Origin of the sequence: Streptomyces syringium (genome assembly GCF_017876625.1) — a bacterium.
GTDB lineage: Bacteria > Actinomycetota > Actinomycetes > Streptomycetales > Streptomycetaceae > Streptomyces > Streptomyces syringius.
This window is the reverse complement of the sequence record NZ_JAGIOH010000001.1, coordinates 1,340,842-1,360,934: the sequence shown is the minus strand read 5'-3', so window position 1 is coordinate 1,360,934 and position 20,093 is coordinate 1,340,842. Positions and strand designations below refer to the sequence as shown.

The window sequence follows — 20,093 nt, the reverse complement described above, 5'->3', positions numbered from 1 at the left end:
CATGCCGGGCCATACCTATTAGAACAAGCAAATAATTGTGTGCGGCATCGCGTAGCATCCCTTACATGTTGAACCTGGACCGCCTGCGCACCCTCAACGCTGTCGCCCGCCACGGTTCCGTCAGTGGCGCGGCGGACGGCCTGCACGTGACGACTTCCGCCGTTTCGCAGCAGCTGGCCAAGCTGGAGCGGGAGACCGGCCAGCAGCTGCTGGCCAAGAACGGCCGGGGGGTGCGGCTCACCGACGCCGGCCGGCTGCTCGCCGAGCACGCCTCGCGCATCCTCTCCCAGGTGGAGCTGGCCCAGGCCGATCTGGAGGCGCAGCGCGGCCAGGCCGTCGGCGAGCTGCTGCTCGGCGCGTTCCCCACGGCGGCCCGCGGGCTGTTCCCGGCCGCGCTCGCGGAGTTGCGCGACGCCCACCCGCAACTGCGCGCCCGGCTGGAGGAGATGGAGCCCGACGAGGCCGTGCCGCGCGTGGTGCGCGGCGACATCGACGTCGCGGTCGTCCTCGACTGGTACAACAAGCCGCTGCCTATGCCCGACGGCCTGGCCAAGGCCCCCATCCTCGACGACCCCGCCGACGTGGCGCTGCCCGCCGGCCACCCGCTCGCCGACCGGGACGAGCTGGATCTCGAGGACCTCGCCGACGACGAGTGGGTCTCCTGGCCCCGGGGGGAGTTCTGCCACGACTGGCTGATGCTCACCCTGCGCGGCAAGGGCATCGAGCCCCGCATCTCGCACATGGCCGAGGAGCACCACACCCAGCTCGCCCTCGTCGCCGCCGGGCTCGGGGTCGCGGTCGCGCCCCGCCTCGGCCGCGGCCCGGTGCCGGACGGGGTGCGGGTCGTGCCCGTACGCCACTCCATGTGCCGCCATGTGTACGCGGTCTGGCGGGCGGACGCCGACCGCAGGCCCTCGATCCGGGCGGCGGTCGAAGCGCTGCGCACCGCGGGGGCAGCGGTCGGCGGCCGCACCGGCTGAGCGGGCCCCCGCGAGCCTGCGGCTTCCGCGTCCCTACCCGCCGGGCATCTTGCGGAAGTCCCAGGAGACGACGGCCTCCGGAGTCAGCCGCAGCCAGGCGTGCCGGCCGTCATGCGGCATGGTGTCCAGGCCGAAGTACTTGGCGGCGAACAGCGCCTCCGCGGCGCCGAGCTCCGGGCAGGGCTCGCCGGTGCGCGGGGCCTCGCCGACGAACGCCGCGGTGCCGGACAGCTCGGCGCCGCGCAGCTCCCCGTACTCCCGGCCGTCGTCCACGACCACCGCCATCCGCGGGTCCCGGCGCAGATCGGCCCACCGGCGGCTGCGGGTCAGGGAGTACAGCCACAGCGCGGCCCCGTCCCAGACGAACCACAGCGCGCCGACGTGCGGCCGGCCGTCGGGGCCGACCGTGGCCACCCGGCAGGTGCGCCGCTCGGTGAGGAAGGCGTCCAGTTCGGGCCGCGTCATCATGATCCGGCGGCCCCGCCGCTGTGTGGCGGTCATCTTCCGCATCACCCTCCCGGAACTGACGGTATGTCAGGATGCGTATGCCGGAAAGCATCGGACAACTTCCCCCGCCGCGCAATGCCCGCTACCCTCACGCGCCTTGGATCCGGGCCTTCGCGGCCCGCCCGGCCGTACCGAGAAGCCGACGAGGAGCGCCATGGCGCCGCAGGACCAGCCCGGCGAGCGGCTCGACCCGGCGACGACCGTGCTCCTGACCGTGGAGTGCCAGCGCGGCGTCGTCGGCCCCGACAGCGCGCTGCCCGAGCTCGCCGCCGTCGCCCGTGCCTCCGGCGCCGTGGGCAACGTCGCGCGGCTCGTCGAGGGCGCGCACGCGGCGGGCGTCCAGGTCGTGCACGCCATCGCCGAGCGCCGCCCCGACGGCCGCGGCGCGGGCCGCAACGCCCGCCTCTTCCGCGCCGCCGAACGACTGCCCGTACAGCAGCTGACCGGCACGTTGGCCGTTCGCGTCGCCGAGCCGATCCCGGTCGGCGAGGACGACCTCGTCGTCCGGCGGCTGCACGGGCTCTCACCGCTCGCCGGCACCGGCGTCGACGCGCTGCTGCGCAATCTCGGCTGCCGCACCCTGATCGTCACCGGGGTCTCGGCCAACGTCGCGATCCCCAACGCCGTCTTCGACGCCGTCAACCTCGGTTACACGGCCGTCGTCCCCGCCGACGCCATCGCCGGCGTGCCCGCCGACTACACCGCGGCGATGGTCCGCCACACCCTGGCCCTCGTCGCCACCATGACCACGACCGACGCCGTCCTGCGCGGTTGGCGGCGCCCGGGCGGGCCGCGCTGAACGCGGCGCGCCCGGCCCCGTTGGTCTCAGCCGAGCCCGATGGAGTCACCCCGCACGGAGATCTTCATCTCCGGCAGCGGCAGCTTCGCCGGGTCGTGCCGGACGCCGCCGTCCTCGATGCTGAACTTGCTGCCGTGACAGGGACAGTTGATCGTGCCGTCCGACACGTCCTTGACCACGCACTTCTGGTGGGTGCAGATCGCGGAGAACGCCTTGAACTCGCCCCGGGACGGCTGCGTCACCACCACCCGCCGGTCCGCGAAGACCTTTCCGCCGCCCACCGGGATCTCCGACGTCCGGGCCAGTGCCCGGCCGCCGGTGGGCCCGGCGGCCGAGGACTCCTGGCCGGGCGGGGACGTCGGCTGGGAGGGCTGCTGAGCCGTACCGGACGTGGCATCCGCGTCCGGGGTGCCGGGCGGGGTCGCCTTGTCGTCCGAGCCGCCGCAGGCCGCGAGCGCGGCGGCGAGGCCGGTGGCCCCGACCGCCGCGACGACGGTGCGGCGGCTCGCGCCGCCCGGGGCGGGTGACATGTGCGTCATGTTCGCTCCTTGGTGCCGTTGCCGTGCTGTCTGCGCAGTCAACGGGGCGGTGCTGCCGTGCCCGCTGCCGTGCGCGACCGGTGCGACGACGTGACGGGCACGCGACGCGACCGGTACAAGGAGACCTACGGGTCCGCCGCCGCCCGCGTTCAGCGCCCGAGTGCCTTGGTGAGGAAGTCCAGCTCGAACAGCAGGAGGTTCTCGGTGGTGTCCTCCGCCGCCATGTGCGTCGATCCCACCAGCGGCAGCACCGAGTGCGGCCGCCCCGCCGCCAGCAGCGCCGCCGACATCCGCAGTGTGTGGGCCACCGTCACGTTGTCGTCCGCCATGCCGTGGACCAGCAGCAGCGGGCGGCGCAGCAGGGGTGCGTCGTCGATCGTCGACGAGCGGGCGTAGTTCTCCGGCTCCTCGTCCGGGTGGCCGAGGAAGCGTTCCTTCCAGTGTGTGTCGTACCACCGCTGATCGGTCGGCGCCGCACCGGAGACCGCCGCGTGGAAGACCTCGGGCCGGCGCAGGACCGCGGCCGCCGCGACGGTGCCGCCGAAGGACCAGCCGCGGATCCCCACCCGCCCCGGATCCAGGTCCGGGTATCGCTCGCACACCGCCCGCAGCGCGTCGACCTGGTCCTCCAGGACGGGCGTCAGCTGGTCGCCGTGTACCGCCTTCTCCCACGCGGGCCCCCGGCCGGGTGTGCCCCGGCCGTCCACGATCAGCACCGCGAAACCCTGCTCGGCGAACCACCGCGCCACACACGTCCACCACGCGCGGCCTCGCACCACGAGCCGCACCCCAGGCCCGCCGTACGGGCAGAGCAGCACCGGCAGCCTCCCGGTGCCCGGCTCGTGCCAGGACGGCAGGAACAGCATGCCGGGCAGCTCCCGCTCGCCGAGCGTCAGGAACTCCGGCCGCGGCGCGAGCAGGGGGTCGGCGACGAACGAGGCGATCGAACCGGCCGGCTCGCCGTCGCGCAGGACCGTCACCGTGTGCCCGTCCGCGGTCCGGCCGTCCAGCACCACCGTGGGGCCGCCCGGGACCGCCGTGTGCGTGCCCGGCTCCCGGCTCAGCCGGGTGAGGCCGGGGCCCGGCTCGTAGGACCAGACGTGACACTCGGTCGGGTCCTCCCAGGCCGTGAACAGCACCCGCTCGCCGTCCGTGCCGAGCACCGCGTCCAGGTGCAGCCCCTCGGGGGTCACCGGGTGGCCGTCGATCCCCAGCCGCCTGGTGTCCTGCGATTCGACGGGCTCCACCAGGGCGCCGGAACGGGTGCGGGCCGGGGTGCCGGGGACGAGTTCCACCCACGCGGGGTCGTGCCGCTCGCCCGCCGTCCCGGTCGCGCCCGTCTCCGGATCCACCGTCAGCACCCGCAGACGACGCTGGTCGCGGCTCTGCACACCGATCAGCGGGCCGTGCGCGTCCCAGTCGGCCGTGGCCAGGTATTCGAACGCCGCGCGGTCCCAGGCCACCTCCGTGCGCCGGCCGTCGAGCGTCACCACGGACAGGGTGACCTCGGCGTTGGTGGTGCCCGCCGCCGGGTAGCGGACGGGGCGGGGCGCCTGCGCCGGGGCCGCCGGGTCGGCCAGGTACCACAGGGGCACCGGCGTGGGGTCGACCCGGGCGACCAGCAGCGCCCGCCCGTCCGGCGCCCACCAGTAGCCCCGCGAGCGCCCCATCGACTCCATCGCCGTGAACTCCGCCAGGCCGTAGGTGACCTCCGCCTCCTCCGGCACCAGTCGCAGCAGCTCCTCGCCCGCCATGGACATCACGTGCAGCGTGCCGCCGCTGACGTAGGCGACCTGACGGCCGTCGGGCGAGGGCCGCGGGTCCACGGCGGGACCGGCCGTCGGCAGCCGGAAGGGCGCGGTGCCGTCCGTGCGGGCCGCCCAGAGCGCGCCGCCCAGGGCGAACACGGCCAGCCGCGCCTCGCGGTCGGTCGCGTACGACACGATGCCCCCGGACTGCTCGCGGGCCCGCTCCCGCCGTGCCCGCTCCGCGTCCGGTATGCCGGTGCCGTCCGCCAGTGCCGACGGGTCGGCGAGCAGACGCTCCTGCCCGTCCTCGTGCAGCCACAGCCGGCTCAGCGGGTCCAGCCCGCCGCCCGTGCGCGTGAACAGCACCCGCCGCCCGTCCGGGGAGACCGTGAAGTGACGCGGCGCACCGAGCGAGAAGCGCCGGGAACGGGCGAACCGGCGGGGGAACCCGGCGACGTCCGCGCCGTTCCCGTCGATGCCGAAGGGGCCCTCCGCCGTGCCGGTTTCCTTGTCGATCATGTTGTCCATGCTCGGCACCCTGACAGGAGAACGACCGTCGCCGGTACCGGGGGCCGCCGTGGCCGGACGGCCCCGTCCGCCGCAGTAGCCTGGGGCAATGCTCCCCGAAGTCACCGCCACCCGCTATGTCACGCCCTTGCGTGAGGGTGGCTCACTCCCCGGCATCGTCGAGGCCGACGATCTCGGTACGTACGTCATGAAGTTCACCGGCGCCGGCCAGGGCCGCAAGACGCTGGTCGCCGAGGTGATCTGCGGACAGCTGGGCCGCCGGCTCGGGCTGCGCGTCCCGGACCTGGCGGGCATCCAGCTCGATCCGGTGATCGGCCGGGCCGAGCCGGACCAGGAGGTGCAGGGCCTGCTGAAGGCGAGCGGCGGCCTCAATCTCGGGATGGACTTCCTTCCCGGGGCCCTCGGCTTCGACCCCCTCGCCTTCGAGATCGGTGCGGCCGAGGCCGGGCGCGTGGTCTGGTTCGACGCGCTCATCAACAACGTCGACCGCTCGTGGCGCAACCCCAATCTGCTGGTCTGGCACGGCGAGCTGTGGCTCATCGACCACGGTGCCACGATGATCTGGCACCACAACTGGCCCACCGCGCGGTCCGCCGCCGACAAGGCCTACGACGCCTCCGACCACGTCCTGGCCACCTTCGGCCCGGACGTCGCCGCCGCCGGGGCCGAACTCGCGCCTCAGGTCACCGAGGAACTGCTGACCGAGGTCACCGCCGACGTGCCGGACGAGTGGCTGGTGGACGAACCGGGTTTCGCCGACCCGGACGCGCTGCGGCGCGCGTACGTCGAGACGCTGCTGGCCCGCGCCGCGACCATCGGTGACCGCATCACGCTCGGCGAGCGCAGCAAGGACAAGCCCTCGCAGGCCCCGGAGTGGGTGCGGGTCAGGCTCGACGGAAGGGCCGGAAAATGACCGGGCGCCACAACGGACGCGACGTTTTCGAGTACGCGCTGCTGCGCGTCGTACCGCGCGTGGAGCGCGGTGAGCTGATCAACGCGGGGGTGGTCGTCTACTGCCAGGCGAAGTCGTTCGTCGCGGCCCGGGTCCATCTGGACGAGGCACGGCTGCTGGCGCTCGACCCGACGGCCGACGTGGCGGGCGTACGGGCCGCGCTGGGTGCCGTCGAGGGCGTCTGCTCCGGCGGGGAACGGGCCGGTCAGGCCGCCGGGGACGACCCCGGGCGGCGCTTTCGCTGGCTGATCGCGCCGCGCAGCACCATCGTCCAGCCCGGACCGGTGCACACCGGGCTGACCGCGGATCCCGAGCGGGAGTCGGAGCGGCTGCTGGACCTGCTGGTGCGCTGAGCCCGGGCGGAGCGACAGGGAGCGTTGACAGCGGGTGGCGGGGCTTCTAGCGTCTGTCTGCTGAAGCTACTAAGCGGTTGCTCACCCGAGGGCGGCTCCCGGACCCCGGAGCCGGATCCCGCGGTGAGCCGCCGTGCCCTGTCGTCCGAGGTGAGGAGAACCCGCATGTCCACCACCGAGCAGCGCGTAGCCGTCGTCACGGGCGCGGCCCGTGGCATCGGCGCCGCGACCGCCGTTCGCCTGGCCGGGGAGGGCCGCGCGGTCGCCGTTCTCGACCTCGACGAGGCGGCCTGCGCGGACACCGTGGAGAAGATCACGGCGGCCGGCGGCAAGGCCCTCGCCGTCGGTTGCGACGTCTCGGACGCGGCACAGGTGGAGGCCGCCGTGGCCCGCGTCGCCGCCGAGCTGGGCGCGCCGGTGATCCTGGTCAACAACGCCGGGGTGCTCCGCGACAACCTGCTGTTCAAGATGAGCGAGGACGACTGGGACACCGTCCTCAACGTGCATCTGCGCGGTGCGTTCCTGATGTCGCGGGCCTGCCAGAAGCACATGGTGGACGCCGGGTTCGGCCGGATCGTCAACCTCTCCAGCAGCTCGGCCCTCGGCAACCGCGGCCAGGCCAACTACGCCGCCGCCAAGGCCGGGATGCAGGGTCTCACCAAGACCCTCGCCAAGGAGCTCGGCAAGTTCGGCGTCACCGCCAACTCCGTCGCCCCCGGCTTCATCGCCACCGACATGACCGCGGCCACCGCGGCCCGCGTCGGGATGGGCTTCGAGGACTTCAAGACCGCGGCCGCCTCCCAGATCCCGGTGCAGCGCGTCGGGGAGCCCGCGGACATCGCCAACGCCGTCGCCTTCTTCACCGGCGAGGAGGCCGGCTTCGTCTCCGGCCAGGTCCTGTACGTGGCCGGCGGACCGCTCAACTGACAGGGGTGCAGCACCACATGACCACACAGGACAGCGGGAAGGTCGCCCTCGTCACGGGCGCCAGCCGGGGCATCGGCTACGGCATCGCCGAGGCGCTCGTCGCCCGCGGCGACCGCGTCGTGATCACCGGCCGCACCGAGGAAGCACTCAAGGAGGCCGTCGAGAGGCTCGGCGCCGACCGGGCGGTCGGCGTCGCGGGCAAGGCCCACGACGAGGCCCACCAGGCCGTCGCCGTCGAGCGCGCCATGGAGGCCTTCGGCCGCGTCGACTACCTGGTCAACAACGCCGGCACCAACCCGGTGTTCGGCCCGATCGCCGAGCTGGACCTCGCGGTCGCCCGCAAGGTCTTCGAGACCAATGTCATCTCGGCGCTCGGCTTCGCCCAGCAGACATGGAAGGCGTGGCAGAAGGAGAACGGCGGGGCGATCGTCAACATCGCCTCCGTCGCCGGCCTCGGCGCGTCCCCGTTCGTCGGCGCCTACGGGATCAGCAAGGCCGCCATGGTCAACCTCACCCTCCAGCTCGCGCACGAGCTGGCGCCGGGGGTGCGGGTCAACGCCATCGCCCCCGCCGTGGTGAAGACCAGGTTCGCCGCGGCGCTCTACGAAGGGCGCGAGGAGGAGGCCGTGGCCTCCTACCCGCTCGGCCGGCTCGGCGTCCCGGAGGACATCGGCGGCGCGGCGGCGTTCCTGCTCTCCGACGCCGCAGGCTGGGTCACCGGTCAGACGCTCGTCGTGGACGGCGGACTCTTCCTCAACGCGGGGGTCTGAGAACGGCCGGCTGCCCGGACCCCGGGCAGCCGACCGGATTCCGTGGCGGCGTTGTCAGTGGTCGCCGGTAAGTTCTCCAGATGAGAACAGAACGAACCCCGGAGGTTGTTGACGTGACCTACACCGACATGCTGCCCGAGTCCTGGCGCGGAGTCCTCGGCGAGGAGCTGGAGAAGCCGTACTTCAAGGAGCTCGTCGACTTCGTCGAGGAGGAGCGGGCGGCCGGGCCGGTGTACCCGCCGCGCGAGGAGGTCTTCGCGGCCCTGGAGGCGACCCCCTACGACCAGGTGAAGGTCCTGGTCCTCGGGCAGGACCCCTACCACGGCGCGGGACAGGGCCACGGCCTGTGCTTCTCGGTCCGCCCCGGGGTCAAGACCCCGCCCTCGCTGCGCAACATCTACAAGGAGATGCACGAGGAGCTGGGCCTCCCGGTGCCCGACAACGGCTATCTGATGCCGTGGGCCCAGCAGGGCGTCCTGCTGCTCAACGCGGTGCTGACCGTCAGGGCCGGCGAGGCCAACTCCCACAAGGGCAAGGGCTGGGAGAAGTTCACGGACGCCGTCATCCGTGCCGTCGCCTCCCGGCCCGACCCCGCCGTCTTCGTGCTGTGGGGCAACTACGCCCAGAAGAAGCTGCCCTTGATCGACGAGCAGCGCCACGTCGTCGTCAAGGGCGCGCACCCCTCGCCCCTCTCGGCGCGGAAGTTCTTCGGCAGCCGCCCCTTCACGCAGATCAACGAGGCGATCGCGGCCCAGGACCACCGGCCGATCGACTGGCGGATCCCGAACCTCGGCGCCTGACCGCCTCCGCCGGGGCCGAACGGCGGGGCCGAGTGACGGGGCCGAACGCCGGGGCCGAACGGCGGGGCAGCGGATCAGCGCCCGTACACCTGGCGACAGATCCGCGACGCGTCGTCGTCCTTCTTCCAGCGCCCGTACGATTCGCCCAGCCCGCACACGTTCGACCCGGAGCGGGGCGGGGTCTGCTGCGCGGGGCGCGACTCGGAGCGCTGCGGTGGCGGCGGGGCCTGCTCGACGTGGTGCCGGGAGGGCGGGGCCTCGCGGGGCGCCGGCGCGGGCGCCGATTCCGGCTCCCGGCCCGGTGCCGAGCGCGCCGGGGGAGCGGCGCCCGGCGAGCGCACCTCGGTGCGGCCCGGGCCGTCCCACCGGTCCGGATCGGCCGCCCGCGACGAGGAGGGACGTGCGTCCGACCGCGCGTCCGCGTCGTCCTCCGCACGGGCCTCCGCCTCGGTGCTCCGGTCGGGATCCGCATCCCCGTCCCGGTCCTGCCCCGGCCCGGACGCCGACGGTGTCCCCGATGCGGCCTCGGACGGGGACCGTGAACCGTCCGGTCCCTCCGGGCCGCCGTCCGGCCCCACCAGGCCCAGGGATTCCCGGGCCGGAGCCGGTGACATCCTCGGTTCGGTGACGCGGGAGAACCCGGACCGGTCGGACGCGGGGGAGGCGGCATGGGGGGAGAGGGCGACGCAGCCGACGGCGGCCGACATCGCCACCGCCGCCAGAGCCGCCGCCGCGGGCATTCGATGCATTCGCCCCACCCTGCTGCCTGACGCGGTGGGTTGGGTATTCCCCGCACGGGTGATGCTCGACGAGCCGCCGGCCGGGGCCGGTCCCCGAGGGGGCCGGGTCAGTACCCGGCCGCGCCGTCGATCCGTTCGCGGACGAGGTCGGCGTGACCGTTGTGCCGGGCGTACTCCTCGATCATGTGGAGGTAGATCCAGCGCAGGTTGAACGACTTGCCGCCGTGATGCGCGGCGTGGCCGACGTCGTCGAGCGAGCGCCCCCGCGCCGCCTCGCGTGCCGCCGCGATCTCCGCCTGCCAGGTGGCGTAGGCCTCTTCCCAGGTGTCCTCGTCCGGGGTCAGGAAGTCACCGTCGAGATTGTCCTCGGTGTAGTAGATCGGCCCGGCCGACTCCTCCCCGGCGAGCACCCGCCGGAACCAGGACCGCTCGACCTCCGCCATGTGCCGGACGAGCCCGAGCAGGGAAAGGGCGGAGGGCGGCACGCTCGCCTCGCGCAGCTGCTTGTCGTCGAGCCCGGCGCACTTGATGGCCAGCGTGGCCCGGTGATAGTCGAGCCAGCTCTCCAGCGCGGTGCGTTCGTCGGCGAGGGTGGGCGTCTCGGGGCGCTCTGGTGTGATCATGACGGCCATCCTGGCCCGGGCCGGTCCCCACCGCCACGGGTTATTGCCCGAGCACGCCGCGCAGCAGCTCGCCGATCCTCTCGCGCAGTTCCTCCCGCCCCGGCACCTCCGCGTGGTACGCCCCTGCCGCGCACAGGAACATCAGCCCCTCGCCCCACGCGATCATGGACAGCGCGTGCCGCTCCGGGGTGGCGGACCCGGCGGCGGCCATCAGGGCGATCAGCGGCTCCCGGAAGGCCCGGCCCTCCTCGTCGTAGATCTTCCGCAGCTCCGGCCGCCGGGTGGCCTCCAGCGCCAACTCGTACCGTGCCACGAGCAGTTCGCGGTGGTCGGTGAGCGTGCGGTGCAGGGCCAGCGCGAGCGCGTCGGCCAGCGCGTCCCGCCCGGCGGCGAGGTCCGGCATCTCGGTCAGGGTGAGCGCGCGCGCCTCGCGTGCCGCGTGCCGCCGTAGCGCCAGCTCCAGCAGCGCCGCGCGGGTGCGGGCGTGATTCGAGGTCGAGCCCGGCGGCAGTCCGGCCGCCTCGTCCACCGCGCGGTGCGTCAGCCCCCGCATGCCGCGCCCGGCGAGCAGGGCGATGGCGGTGTCGGCGATCAGTTCGGCACGGGAGACGCCCGAGGTGCGGGCGCTGCGGTCGGTGGTCATGGGGCCAACCTAGCAATTCCACTACGGGCGTAGTACCGTCACTACAGTCGTAGTGACTACGGTTGTAGTAACGGGGAGGAATCATGCGGCAACCACACGCCGTCGTCATCGGAGCGGGAATCGGCGGGCTCACCGCGGCAGTGGCCCTGCGGCGGCAGGGCTGGCACGTCACCGTTCTCGAACGCGCGGCCACTCTCGACCCCGTGGGCGCGGGCATCTCCCTCGCCCCCAACGGGCAGCGCTCCCTCGACGTCATCGGACTGGGCGACGACGTCCGGGCGCTGGCCGCCTGGCAGGGCGACGGCGGTCTGCGCGCCCCGGACGGCCGCTGGCTCTCACGCACCAGCAGCGAGGCCGCCGCCCGCCGCTTCGGCGGACCCCTGGTCCTCCTCCACCGCGCCACCCTCGCCGACCTGCTCGTCGGGCACCTGCCGGACAAAGCCGTCCGTACGGGCATCGCCGCCGTCCTCGCCGACCCCGGCGCCGCCGGCCGGCCGGCCCGGGTCGCCACCCCCGACGGCGACATCGAGGCGGACCTCGTCGTCGCCGCCGACGGCATCAACTCGGCGGCCCGCGCCGCCCTCTTCCCCGCCCACCCCGGCCCCGTGTACTCCGGGTTCACCACCTGGCGCCTCGTCACCCCCGCCCCCGGCCGGCCCTTCGCGGCGCACGAGACCTGGGGCGGCGCCCGGCTCTGGGGCACCCATCCGATGAAGGACGGCCGGACCTACGCCTACGCCGCTGCCGCGGCCCCCGCCGGCACCCGCGCCCCCGACGACGAGAAGGCCGAACTGCTGCGCCGCTTCGGCACCTGGCACCACCCGGTGCCCGACATCCTCGCGGCGGCCGAGCCCGGGCGGATCCTCCGCCATGACGTCCGTTTCATGGCCGAGCCGCTGCCCGCCTACCACCGCGGCCGCGTCGCCCTCCTCGGCGACGCGGCCCACGCGATGGCCCCCACCCTCGGGCAGGGCGGCAACCAGGCCATCGAGGACGCGATCGTCCTCGCCCACCACCTGGCTCCCAGCGCAGGGGACCTCTCGCCCGCGCTCGCCGCCTACACCCGCGACCGGCTGCCCCGCACCATGGACGTCGTGCGCCGCTCGGCCCGGACCGCCCGGCTGTTCATGCTCTCCGGCGCCCCCGCCGTCGCCCTGCGGGACACGGCGATCGCCGCCGTCAGCCGTTTCGGCCCCGGCCTCCTGCTGCGCGGCTTCGACGGCATCGCCGACTGGGAGCCACCCGTACGGACGTATGCTTCTCAAACGGGATGACGCACCAGGGAGGCTCAGTGAAGGTCGGCTGCATCGGGCTCGGGGACATCGCACAGAAGGCCTACCTACCGGTACTGGCCGCCCAGCCGGGAGTCGAACCGCACCTCCACACCCGCACCCCCGCCACCCTCCACCGGGTCGCCGACACCTACCGCGTCCCCGGAGCCCAGCGCCACACCGACCTCGACTCGCTGATCGGGGCCGGGCTCGACGCGGCGTTCGTGCACGCGGCGACCGCCGCGCACCCCGAGATCGTCACCCGGCTCCTCGAAGCGGACGTGCCGGTCTACGTCGACAAGCCCCTCGCCTACGACCTCGCCGCGAGCGAACGCCTGGTCCGCCTCGCCCAGGAGCGCGGAGTCAGCCTGATGGTCGGCTTCAACCGCCGCTTCGCACCCGGCTACGCGCAGTGCCTGGACCACCCGCGCGAGCTGATCCTGATGCAGAAGAACCGCGTCGGCCTCGCCGAGGACGCGCGCTCCCTGGTCTTCGACGACTTCATCCACGTCGTGGACACCCTGCGCTTCCTCGCGCCCGGCACCGTCGATCACGTCGACGTCCGGGCGCGGGTGCGCGACGGCCTGACGCACCACGTCGTCCTCCAGCTGTCGGGCGACGGCTTCACCGCCATCGGCACCATGAACCGGATGAGCGGCTCCACCGAGGAGATCCTCGAGGTCGCCGGCCAGGACACCAAGCGGCAGGTCCTCAACCTCGCCGAGGTGGTGGACCACAAGGGCCAGCCGACCGTCCGCCGGCGCGGCGACTGGGTGCCGGTGGCCCGGCAGCGCGGCATCGAGCAGATCGTCCTCTTCTTCCTCGACGCGGTCCGCGCGGGCAAGGTCCTGGACGCCGAGGACGCCCTGCGCACGCACGAGCTGTGCGAGCGGATCGTCACCGCGGTGACCGAACAGGCTTCCTGACCGCACGCCGCAGCCCGCGAGCGCCCTCGGTGGCGCAGAAGACACCGAGGGCGGCCAGCGAGCCGTACACCACCCAGTCCCCGAACCGGACGTAGGGGCTGGTGCCCCGCGCGAGCGGCACGTCGTGGACGGCGAAGGCGCTGCGGTCGGTACCCAGTCGCCCGCCGATCTGCCGTCCCCGGGCGTCCGCCACCGTGCTCACCCCCGTCAGCGTCGCGTGCACCATCGGCCGCCAGGTCTCGGCGGCCCGCAGCGCGGCCAGCGAGGCGTGCTGCCCGGGTGCCCAGCTGTGCTGGAAGGTCGAGGTCGCGGACTGCGCGACGATCAACCGGGCCCCGTCGCGCACCAGACGACGGCTCATATCGGGGAACGCCGTCTCGAAGCACACCAGCGGACCGATCAGCGGCCCGTCGGCGCCCGGCAGCCGCATCACCACCGGGCCGTCGCCGCGCCGCCGGTCCTCGGCCGCCGCCTTGCCCACGGAGGTGGCCCAGCCCAGCAGCGACCGCGCCGGGATGTACTCGCCGAACGGCACGAGCCGCGTCTTGTCGTAGCGGTCACCGGTCGGCCCGTCCGGGCCGATCAGCACCGAACTCTTGAAGATGCCCGGACGGTCCGAGCGCTGCGCGTCGACGTTGACGAGCAGCGGCGCCCCCACCGCGCGGGACAGCGCGGCCAGCCGTTTCCGCAGGCCGGGCCGCCGGTCCAGATCATGGCCGACGCTGCTCTCGCCCCACACCACCAGATCCACCCGCCGCCCGGCCAGCCGACGGGTGAGCTCCTCCTCGCGGTCGAAGCGCCGCTGCGGACTGTGATCGCCGGCGATCACCCCCGGCTGGACGAGCGCGATCCGCACCGTGCCGGCCCGCTCCGGCAGCGGTGCCCAGGCCCACACCCCGGCCACCGCCACCGCGCACGCGAGCACCCCCGCCGCCCCGGCCGCCCGCGCCCGGGGCGCCGAAAGCAGCGCGGCCACTGCGGTGTTGACCGCCACCAGCAGGAAACCCACCAGCCAGACCCCGCCGACCGAGGCGACCCGCAGGGCGGGCGCGACCTGCCACTGACTCGCGCCGAGCAGCCCCCACGGCCCGCCGAGGTACTCCCAGGAACGGACCAGCTCGACCATCAGCCAGCCGGACGGCACCAGAACCAGCGCCGCCACCGCCCGGCCGGGACCCGGATCCCCGCCCAGCAGCCGGCGCACCAGCACCCCCCACGGCGCCCACAACAACCCCAGCAGCGCGGACAGTACGAGGATGAAGACGTGCAGGCTCGGCAGCAGCCAGTGGTGCACGGCGAGCAGGAAGCCGGCGCCGCCGAACCACCCGTCCAGGGCGGCCCGCCGGGGCGTCGCGGCCGACGCGACGATCAGCAGCCACGGGACGAGGGCCACATAGGCCAGCCACCACAGGGCGGGGGCGGGAAAGGCCAGCGCGGGCAGCGCCCCCGCGAGCAGCGCCGCCACCGCCCGCCACCCGGGCGAGGCACCGAACCGGGACCACCCTCGTACCGCCGACACCGATGCCATGCCGCGCCTCCCTTGTCCCGGCCGCTTCACCAGTGTGCGGGAGTGAGGCGATCAAGGGCAGGGTGCGACGGCCGCGACACGCTGCGCGGCCGGGCGCCTCGGCCGCGGGCCGGTGCCGACGCCCCGGCCGGCAGCGTCCCAGGCGTCCCTGGCCGCACGCGGGCGCGCTGCTTCCCCAATAGCCCAGGGGCGCATGCGCAGAAGCCGTGCCCCCCTTCGATCGCCCGCACACCATATGCGTAAGAGGGTTCCGGCCATCCCCGGCCCGTCTGGATACTGGCCTGTCGGAAGGCCAAAACCCCGACAACAGCGCGCAATTTTCAGCCTTTCTGGTCGTGAAGCAAGCCAATGTCAGCTCAATTTGGTCTAAATTGAGCTGAAGTGATCCTGGCGCCCTGCGTCAGAAAGGCGCACGACGGTACGTAATGTGGGTTATCGCTGACCCGGCATGGGCAGGTACCGGGCAAAACTGGACAGGCGTGCTGGTTGTGTGTCGCCGGGGGGCGGCGTGACATACGTGCGAGACCGAACATGCGATTCAGTCACCAGAGAGCGTCCCCTCCGTGGTCCATCTCCCTGTCCGCCTCTTCACCGACAGTCGATGTCTCGGAGGTATCCCATGGACAACCTTGTCGCCGAGGTGACCGCTGCTCCCGACGCGGTGCGCGATGAGACCCAGGTGCCGCTGTACTACTCGAGGAAGACCACCGACATTCTCCACAAGTACGGCCCCGGCCCCCGGGTTCACTTCCATGTGGGGCTGTTCGACTCCGGTGCGGCACCGAACACCACGGTCTCCCAGCGCGTCATCCGGCGCCGTCTCTTCGAGTCCCAGGAGGCGGCGCTCGATCACGCCGCCCGCTCCTGGGGGGTGACGGACAACCCGCCGGCCTCGCTCTTCGACATCGGCTGCGGCCTGGGCGGCGGTTCCATCTACTGGGCCCAGGAGCACGGTTGCGCGGTCACCGCGATGACCGTCACCGCGAAACACGTACCCGTGATGGCGGACCTCGTCCGGCAGGCGGGCGTGGAGGACCTCGTCACCCCGGTCCTCGGCGACATCCACGACCTGTGCGAGGAGCACAAGTACGACGCCGCCGTAGCCATCGAGAGTTCGGGCTACATGGACCGCGAACGGCTCTTCTCCGTGGTGGCCAAGGCGCTCAAACCCGGCGGCTGGTTCGGGATCCAGGAGCACTTCCTGTGCCGGCCGGAGTGGACCAGCTTCATCGACGGGTACTACAAGACCCGGCTGGGCACCCTGTCCGAATACATCGACGCCGCCCACGCGGCCGGCTTCGAACTGGAACAGGACGAGGACGTCACCGACCAGGTGGCGGAGTTCTGGGTGCAGTCCATGGCCTGGACGACGGCCGAGCTGGACAGGATGGCGCGGACGGACGACCAGTCCCCGATCGCGGCCGACCGGCTCGTCGAATCGGCCCTCACCCATGGGAAGTTGTTCCGGGTCTGGCGGGATCACGCGATCGAGACCCGGCTCCTTCTCTTCCGTCTCGAAGGACACTGATGCCATGACCGAGACAGCGACGCGCGCATCCGCCATCGGCTGGCGGCTGCCCCCCTTCTACTGCCCGATCGACGACGCCATCCACCCCCGGGCGGACCAACTGGAAGAACGGGCCATAGCCTGGCTCGACGCCATGGGCATCTTCCGCGACGGAACCGAGCGGGCCTGGAGCATCGCCACCCACAGCACCGATTTCAGCTGCCGGATGATCCCCTACGGGAAGGACGAACCGCTGCTGCTGTTCATCGAGTGGAATCACTGGGCGTTCGCTCTCGATGACTTCTGGCACGACACGGGCTCCGCGGACATCCGCACCTCCCGCATCGTCGACCTCAATGCCCGGATCTCCCGCTGTCTCGAGGCGCCGGGCTCCGCCATGCTCGGCAACGCCCCGTTCGCCGCAGCCCTGGAGGACCTCGCGTCCCGCACCCGGGCCCTGGCCACCCCCGTTCAGCTCCGGCGGGTGGCCGAAGGCCTGCGGGACTGGCTGTTCGGTGCCGCATGGCAGGTCAGCAATGTGGAACGCGGCATCATGCCGACCCTGTCCGACTACGTCGCCCTGCGCCCCTCGATCAACGGCACCCGCTTCTCGCTGGCCTGGAGCGAGATCGCGAGCGGCATCGAGATCCCGGACGGGGAGCTGTACTCCGCCCCCGTCCAGGCCCTCACCGACGCCGCGGGATTCATCGTGAGCTGCGACAACGACCTTTTCTCCTATGCCAAGGAAGACAACCAGGAGACCACGGACCAGAACATCGTGAACGTCCTGGCCCACCAGAACGGCAGCTCCCCGGACAAGGCCCTCGGCGAGGCCCTGGCCATACGCGACCGGGCCATGACGCTCTTCCTGGACCTGCGCGACCAGATCGCCCGGGACGCCGACCCCGAGCTACGCCGCTATCTCGAGGCCCTGGGCCACTACATCGCCGGCTGCATACGGTGGATGAACGCGGCCCCGCGCTACGCCAGCCCCCGGAACCGGCATGAACTCCCGGTGCCAGGGGCGACCTACGGCATAACGTGGCGGGACACGCCCAGCGATCCCGGCACCGGTCCGCTGCCCATAGCGTCGGCGGCCTGGTGGTGGGACCAGCTGGACAGCGTCACTCACCGCCGCCGGAACCACCCGGTCAGCGACTTCCACACCGACGTCCGGGGGCGGGACGGCTTCGCCGGTGCGGGGATCCCCGCGGACCTGTCCGGTGCTGAGGTCTGAGGCTCCAGGGAATCCGGCTCCGACCGGTCCGCCGCCGTGGACTGGGCGGGCAGCCCCGACTCCTCGGGCGGCTGCGGATGCTGGGGGGTGAACTGCACCGGCAGCGCGACCAGATGACGTGACATCAGGGAGGAGATCCAGTTCAGCTCGGACTCCGCGACGGCCAGCCGGATGTCCGGCAGCCTGTTCAGCAGCGCGTCGATACCCGTGTCAGCGATGGCCCGGCCGATGTCCTGGCCGGGGCATTCGTGCGCACCCCCGCTGAACGCCAGATGGGAACGGTTGCCGTGGACGGGCGCCGTCGGGTCGGGGCGGATGGCCGTGTCCACATTGGCCGCGGCCAGCCCCAGCACGAGGGCGTCACCCGCCTTGATCTTCTGGCCGGCGAGCTCGGTGTCCTGGGTGGCCCAGCGGCCGAGGATCGTCGTGAAAGGCGGTTCGTCCCACAGGACCTGCTCGACCGCGTCCGGCAGGGTCATGTGGCCACCGGCCAGGTTGGCACGGCACCGCGGGTCGGACAGCACCATGCGCACCGTGTTCGCGATCAGGTTCGCCGTGGTCTCGAAGGCGGCGATGAGCACCAGCCGCAGATGCTGCTGGACCTCCTCGTCGGAGAGCTTGGCGGGGTGCTCCAGCAGCCAGCTGGTGAAGTCGGGTCCGGGATCGGCGTGCTTGCGCACCACCAGCTTGCGCAGCGTCTCCTGTACGTAGGCGTTGCTGGCGACGGCGGTCTCGGTGCCCTTGATCATGTCGCGGGCGGCCTTGACCAGCTGCGGCCCGTACTCCTCGGGCATCCCGAGCAGCTGGGTGAGCACCAGCATCGGCAGGTGCTCGGCGAACTCGTGCACCAGGTCGGCCTTGCCGGTGGTGCAGAAGCCGTCGACGAGCTGATTGGCGAAGCGGGTGATGTGGCGGCGGACACCGCGCCGGTCGAAGCGGCCCATGGCGTCGTTGATGGCGCCGCGCCACCGCTCGTGCACCTGGCCGTCGGCGAACGCGCAGATGGGCTGCCAGGTGGAGATCGGAGCCAGCGGGTGGTCGGGGGTGAGCTTGCCCTCCCGCATGTCGCGCCAGTTCCGCGAGTCGCGCGAGAACCGCGACGGTGTCCGTGTGACGTCGAGGTTCTCGCGGTAGCCGAGGATCAGCCAGGCCGGGAGATCGCCGTGCAGCAGCACCGGTGCGACCGCGCCGTGCCGGTCGCGGAGCTGTTCGTACAGTCCCATCGGGTCTGCCTCGGCCGCGGGCCCGTACAGCCGCGCGATGCCGCCCTCGCCGTAGGCATGGGCGGGGCACTGCGGTGGAGCGACCGTCGCCGAGTCGGCGCGGGAGTGTTCGTCACGGGGGGTCACTGTGGCTCCGGGTTTTCGTTCGTGAGGGTGTAGAGGTAGCGCATGAGGGTCATCAGCGCGTCCCGGCAGGAGGCGCGCTCACGGGCGTCGCAGGTGAACATGGGCACGGAATCGGGGAGGTCCATGGCCGCCCGCAGCTCCGACATGGCGTGGACGGGGGAGCCGGGGAAGGTGTTGACGGCGACGACGAAGGGCACGCCCCGCTCCTCCAGCAGGCCCATCACGTCGTAACTCACCTCCAGTCGACGGGTGTCGAGGAGGACCACCGCGCCCAGCGCGCCTTCGAACAATCCGTCCCACAGGAACCAGAAGCGCTCCTGGCCGGGCGTGCCGAACAGATACAGCACCAGCTGTTCGTTGATGCTGATCCGGCCGAAGTCCATCGCCACGGTCGTCTCGGTCTTGTGCTCGATGCCGGCCAGGTCGTCCACGCCGACCCCGGCCTGGGTCATCGTCTCCTCGGTGGTCAGCGGTCTGATCTCGCTCACCGCGCCGACGAGGGTCGTCTTGCCGACCCCGAATCCACCGACGATCACCACCTTGACGGCCGCCGCGGTCGAGGCGGGGAGGATGTCCTCGGTCCTGGGTCCGGCGTGTGTGTCAAAGGTTCTGTAGTCCATGCATCACCGCCTCCAGGAGTCGCACATCGGGTAGTGCGGCGACCGGGACCGGGGGCCTGGCCTCCACTTGATCGTTCGTGAGCAGATCCGTGAGCAATACGGTCACGGTGCTGACGGGCAGGGTGAGATAGGCCGATATTTCGGCGACCGAGAGCGGGTAGTCACACATCCGCACAATGGCGGCGTGCTCGGGCTGGAGTCCGGGATCGGTCTCGGTCCGGGCGACGATCAGCGTCACCAGATCGAGCTTGAGGTCCTGGTCGGTGCTGCTGCGCCCGGTGGTGAGGATGTATAACCGGTCCGGATTTCCCTGGTCCCACGGATTTTTGGGCTTACTCACGTGACCGGCCCGCTGACGCGCGGCGGACTGGTGAGATGCTCGCCGATCCGGGCCACCAGGTCCCGCATCCGCTGGCCCATGAGGCCGGCGTCGACGTCGTCGTCCGCCAGTACCGCCAGATACGCCCCGGCGCCGGCCGCCATCAGATAGAAGAAGCCGCCGTCGACCTCGATCACGACCAGTCGCATCTGCCCGTCACCGTGCGGGAACTCCGCGGCCACCGCCGTGGACAGGCTCTGCAGTCCCGCACAGGCGGCGGCCAGGCGATCCGCGGCGTCCGTGTCCGAACCGTGCTGCGCCATGCGCAGACCGTCCGAGGACAACACGATCACGTGGCGGGTCTGAGGAACGCTGGATGCCAGGTCCTTGAGCATCCAGTCCATGTTGAACCGCAGCTGCGTCACTT

22 protein-coding genes are annotated in these 20,093 nt (G+C 72.5%); 11 read left to right on the top strand and 11 right to left on the bottom strand.

All coding sequences use genetic code 11. The annotated features are described in order from the left end of the window. The first annotated feature begins 65 nt into the window (after positions 1–65). Positions 66–980 (top strand): LysR family transcriptional regulator, encoded by a 915-nt coding sequence (locus JO379_RS05965; protein ID WP_130876683.1) that lies wholly within the window; start codon positions 66–68, stop codon positions 978–980. Positions 981–1,013: 33 nt separating this feature from the next. Here JO379_RS05965 and JO379_RS05960 read toward each other — a convergent pair whose 3' ends face one another. Then, on the bottom strand, positions 1,014–1,481 hold the full coding sequence (locus JO379_RS05960; protein WP_209514253.1) for a pyridoxamine 5'-phosphate oxidase family protein: 468 nt from the start codon (positions 1,479–1,481) through the stop codon (positions 1,014–1,016). Between the two features lie 160 nt (positions 1,482–1,641). Here JO379_RS05960 and JO379_RS05955 point away from each other — a divergent pair, with 160 nt between their 5' ends. Beyond that, on the top strand, positions 1,642–2,286 hold the full coding sequence (locus JO379_RS05955; protein WP_130876681.1) for a cysteine hydrolase family protein: 645 nt from the start codon (positions 1,642–1,644) through the stop codon (positions 2,284–2,286). A gap of 26 nt (positions 2,287–2,312) precedes the next feature. Here the strand turns inward: JO379_RS05955 and JO379_RS05950 are convergent, their stop codons facing one another. Further along, on the bottom strand, positions 2,313–2,825 hold the full coding sequence (locus tag JO379_RS05950; protein WP_372449053.1) for a Rieske (2Fe-2S) protein: 513 nt from the start codon (positions 2,823–2,825) through the stop codon (positions 2,313–2,315). Positions 2,826–2,974: 149 nt separating this feature from the next. After that, the gene (locus JO379_RS05945) at positions 2,975–5,092 is read right to left on the bottom strand and encodes a S9 family peptidase (RefSeq protein WP_209518548.1); all 2,118 of its coding nucleotides are present in this window, start codon (positions 5,090–5,092) and stop codon (positions 2,975–2,977) included. A gap of 97 nt (positions 5,093–5,189) precedes the next feature. On the opposite strand from JO379_RS05945, the gene JO379_RS05940 reads away from it, so the two are divergent. The 5 genes from JO379_RS05940 to ung all read left to right on the top strand — a co-directional run bounded on the left by JO379_RS05940 (position 5,190) and on the right by ung (position 8,903). Further along, positions 5,190–6,014, top strand: coding sequence for a HipA family kinase (locus tag JO379_RS05940; protein WP_209514250.1), 825 nt, complete (start codon positions 5,190–5,192; stop codon positions 6,012–6,014). Beyond that, positions 6,011–6,406 carry a DUF3037 domain-containing protein gene (locus tag JO379_RS05935; RefSeq protein ID WP_130876679.1) on the top strand — a complete coding sequence of 132 codons (396 nt, stop codon included), beginning with the start codon at positions 6,011–6,013 and terminating at the stop codon, positions 6,404–6,406. The genes JO379_RS05940 and JO379_RS05935 overlap by 4 nt, the downstream gene beginning before the upstream one ends. A gap of 165 nt (positions 6,407–6,571) precedes the next feature. Continuing rightward, a complete protein-coding gene (gene fabG, locus JO379_RS05930) occupies positions 6,572–7,333 on the top strand; it encodes a 3-oxoacyl-ACP reductase FabG (protein WP_209514247.1) in 762 nt (253 codons plus the stop codon). Between the two features lie 17 nt (positions 7,334–7,350). Beyond that, the gene (locus tag JO379_RS05925; RefSeq protein ID WP_209514245.1) at positions 7,351–8,103 is read left to right on the top strand and encodes an SDR family oxidoreductase; all 753 of its coding nucleotides are present in this window, start codon (positions 7,351–7,353) and stop codon (positions 8,101–8,103) included. Positions 8,104–8,216: 113 nt separating this feature from the next. Then, positions 8,217–8,903, top strand: coding sequence for a uracil-DNA glycosylase (ung, locus tag JO379_RS05920; protein WP_130876676.1), 687 nt, complete (start codon positions 8,217–8,219; stop codon positions 8,901–8,903). 74 nt (positions 8,904–8,977) lie between these two features. Here the strand turns inward: ung and JO379_RS05915 are convergent, their stop codons facing one another. From JO379_RS05915 to JO379_RS05905, 3 genes are all read right to left on the bottom strand, one after another. Further along, on the bottom strand, positions 8,978–9,652 hold the full coding sequence (locus JO379_RS05915) for a hypothetical protein (RefSeq protein WP_209514243.1): 675 nt from the start codon (positions 9,650–9,652) through the stop codon (positions 8,978–8,980). Between the two features lie 98 nt (positions 9,653–9,750). Then, a complete protein-coding gene (locus JO379_RS05910; RefSeq protein ID WP_209518547.1) occupies positions 9,751–10,263 on the bottom strand; it encodes a DinB family protein in 513 nt (170 codons plus the stop codon). A 43-nt stretch (positions 10,264–10,306) separates the two neighbouring features. Then, positions 10,307–10,909, bottom strand: a complete 603-nt coding sequence (locus JO379_RS05905) for a TetR/AcrR family transcriptional regulator (RefSeq protein WP_209514241.1) — start codon at positions 10,907–10,909, stop codon at positions 10,307–10,309. A gap of 83 nt (positions 10,910–10,992) precedes the next feature. Here JO379_RS05905 and JO379_RS05900 point away from each other — a divergent pair, with 83 nt between their 5' ends. Then, positions 10,993–12,183, top strand: coding sequence for an FAD-dependent monooxygenase (locus JO379_RS05900; protein WP_209514239.1), 1,191 nt, complete (start codon positions 10,993–10,995; stop codon positions 12,181–12,183). A 17-nt stretch (positions 12,184–12,200) separates the two neighbouring features. Next, positions 12,201–13,106, top strand: coding sequence for a Gfo/Idh/MocA family protein (locus JO379_RS05895; protein ID WP_130876671.1), 906 nt, complete (start codon positions 12,201–12,203; stop codon positions 13,104–13,106). On the opposite strand, the gene lnt is transcribed toward JO379_RS05895, so the two are convergent. Then, complete coding sequence (gene lnt, locus JO379_RS05890; RefSeq protein ID WP_209514236.1) at positions 13,078–14,634, bottom strand: apolipoprotein N-acyltransferase; 1,557 nt, start codon at positions 14,632–14,634, stop codon at positions 13,078–13,080. The two genes, JO379_RS05895 and lnt, sit on opposite strands and share 29 nt — an antisense overlap. Positions 14,635–15,253: 619 nt before the next feature. Between lnt and JO379_RS05885 the strand changes: the two genes are divergently transcribed. Beyond that, complete coding sequence (locus JO379_RS05885) at positions 15,254–16,162, top strand: SAM-dependent methyltransferase (RefSeq protein WP_130876669.1); 909 nt, start codon at positions 15,254–15,256, stop codon at positions 16,160–16,162. 4 nt (positions 16,163–16,166) lie between these two features. Further along, positions 16,167–17,378: a terpene synthase family protein gene (locus JO379_RS05880; RefSeq protein WP_207303839.1), complete on the top strand. Its 1,212-nt coding sequence runs from the start codon at positions 16,167–16,169 to the stop codon at positions 17,376–17,378. Here JO379_RS05880 and JO379_RS05875 read toward each other — a convergent pair. Genes JO379_RS05875 through JO379_RS05860 form a run of 4 tightly spaced genes read right to left on the bottom strand, consistent with a single transcriptional unit; the run spans position 17,270 to position 20,070 of the window. Beyond that, a complete protein-coding gene (locus JO379_RS05875) occupies positions 17,270–18,727 on the bottom strand; it encodes a cytochrome P450 (RefSeq protein ID WP_130876668.1) in 1,458 nt (485 codons plus the stop codon). The genes JO379_RS05880 and JO379_RS05875 overlap by 109 nt on opposite strands. Next, a complete protein-coding gene (locus JO379_RS05870; protein WP_130876667.1) occupies positions 18,724–19,347 on the bottom strand; it encodes a GTP-binding protein in 624 nt (207 codons plus the stop codon). The genes JO379_RS05875 and JO379_RS05870 overlap by 4 nt, the downstream gene beginning before the upstream one ends. After that, positions 19,328–19,687 carry a DUF742 domain-containing protein gene (locus JO379_RS05865; protein WP_130876666.1) on the bottom strand — a complete coding sequence of 120 codons (360 nt, stop codon included), beginning with the start codon at positions 19,685–19,687 and terminating at the stop codon, positions 19,328–19,330. The genes JO379_RS05870 and JO379_RS05865 overlap by 20 nt, the downstream gene beginning before the upstream one ends. Continuing rightward, a complete protein-coding gene (locus JO379_RS05860; RefSeq protein WP_184737155.1) occupies positions 19,684–20,070 on the bottom strand; it encodes a roadblock/LC7 domain-containing protein in 387 nt (128 codons plus the stop codon). Before JO379_RS05860 ends, JO379_RS05865 begins: the two co-directional genes overlap by 4 nt. Positions 20,071–20,093 lie beyond the last annotated feature (23 nt).

Coding starts and splice junctions, on each gene's coding strand:
- JO379_RS05965 (WP_130876683.1), top strand. CDS start 66: ATGTTGAACCTGGACCGCCTGCGCACCCTCAACGCTGTCGCCCGCCAC.
- JO379_RS05960 (WP_209514253.1), bottom strand. CDS start 1,481: ATGACCGCCACACAGCGGCGGGGCCGCCGGATCATGATGACGCGGCCC.
- JO379_RS05955 (WP_130876681.1), top strand. CDS start 1,642: ATGGCGCCGCAGGACCAGCCCGGCGAGCGGCTCGACCCGGCGACGACC.
- JO379_RS05950 (WP_372449053.1), bottom strand. CDS start 2,825: ATGACGCACATGTCACCCGCCCCGGGCGGCGCGAGCCGCCGCACCGTC.
- JO379_RS05945 (WP_209518548.1), bottom strand. CDS start 5,092: ATGATCGACAAGGAAACCGGCACGGCGGAGGGCCCCTTCGGCATCGAC.
- JO379_RS05940 (WP_209514250.1), top strand. CDS start 5,190: ATGCTCCCCGAAGTCACCGCCACCCGCTATGTCACGCCCTTGCGTGAG.
- JO379_RS05935 (WP_130876679.1), top strand. CDS start 6,011: ATGACCGGGCGCCACAACGGACGCGACGTTTTCGAGTACGCGCTGCTG.
- fabG (WP_209514247.1), top strand. CDS start 6,572: ATGTCCACCACCGAGCAGCGCGTAGCCGTCGTCACGGGCGCGGCCCGT.
- JO379_RS05925 (WP_209514245.1), top strand. CDS start 7,351: ATGACCACACAGGACAGCGGGAAGGTCGCCCTCGTCACGGGCGCCAGC.
- JO379_RS05915 (WP_209514243.1), bottom strand. CDS start 9,652: ATGCATCGAATGCCCGCGGCGGCGGCTCTGGCGGCGGTGGCGATGTCG.
- JO379_RS05905 (WP_209514241.1), bottom strand. CDS start 10,909: ATGACCACCGACCGCAGCGCCCGCACCTCGGGCGTCTCCCGTGCCGAA.
- JO379_RS05900 (WP_209514239.1), top strand. CDS start 10,993: ATGCGGCAACCACACGCCGTCGTCATCGGAGCGGGAATCGGCGGGCTC.
- lnt (WP_209514236.1), bottom strand. CDS start 14,634: ATGGCATCGGTGTCGGCGGTACGAGGGTGGTCCCGGTTCGGTGCCTCG.
- JO379_RS05885 (WP_130876669.1), top strand. CDS start 15,254: ATGGACAACCTTGTCGCCGAGGTGACCGCTGCTCCCGACGCGGTGCGC.
- JO379_RS05880 (WP_207303839.1), top strand. CDS start 16,167: ATGACCGAGACAGCGACGCGCGCATCCGCCATCGGCTGGCGGCTGCCC.
- JO379_RS05870 (WP_130876667.1), bottom strand. CDS start 19,347: ATGGACTACAGAACCTTTGACACACACGCCGGACCCAGGACCGAGGAC.
- JO379_RS05860 (WP_184737155.1), bottom strand. CDS start 20,070: ATGGACTGGATGCTCAAGGACCTGGCATCCAGCGTTCCTCAGACCCGC.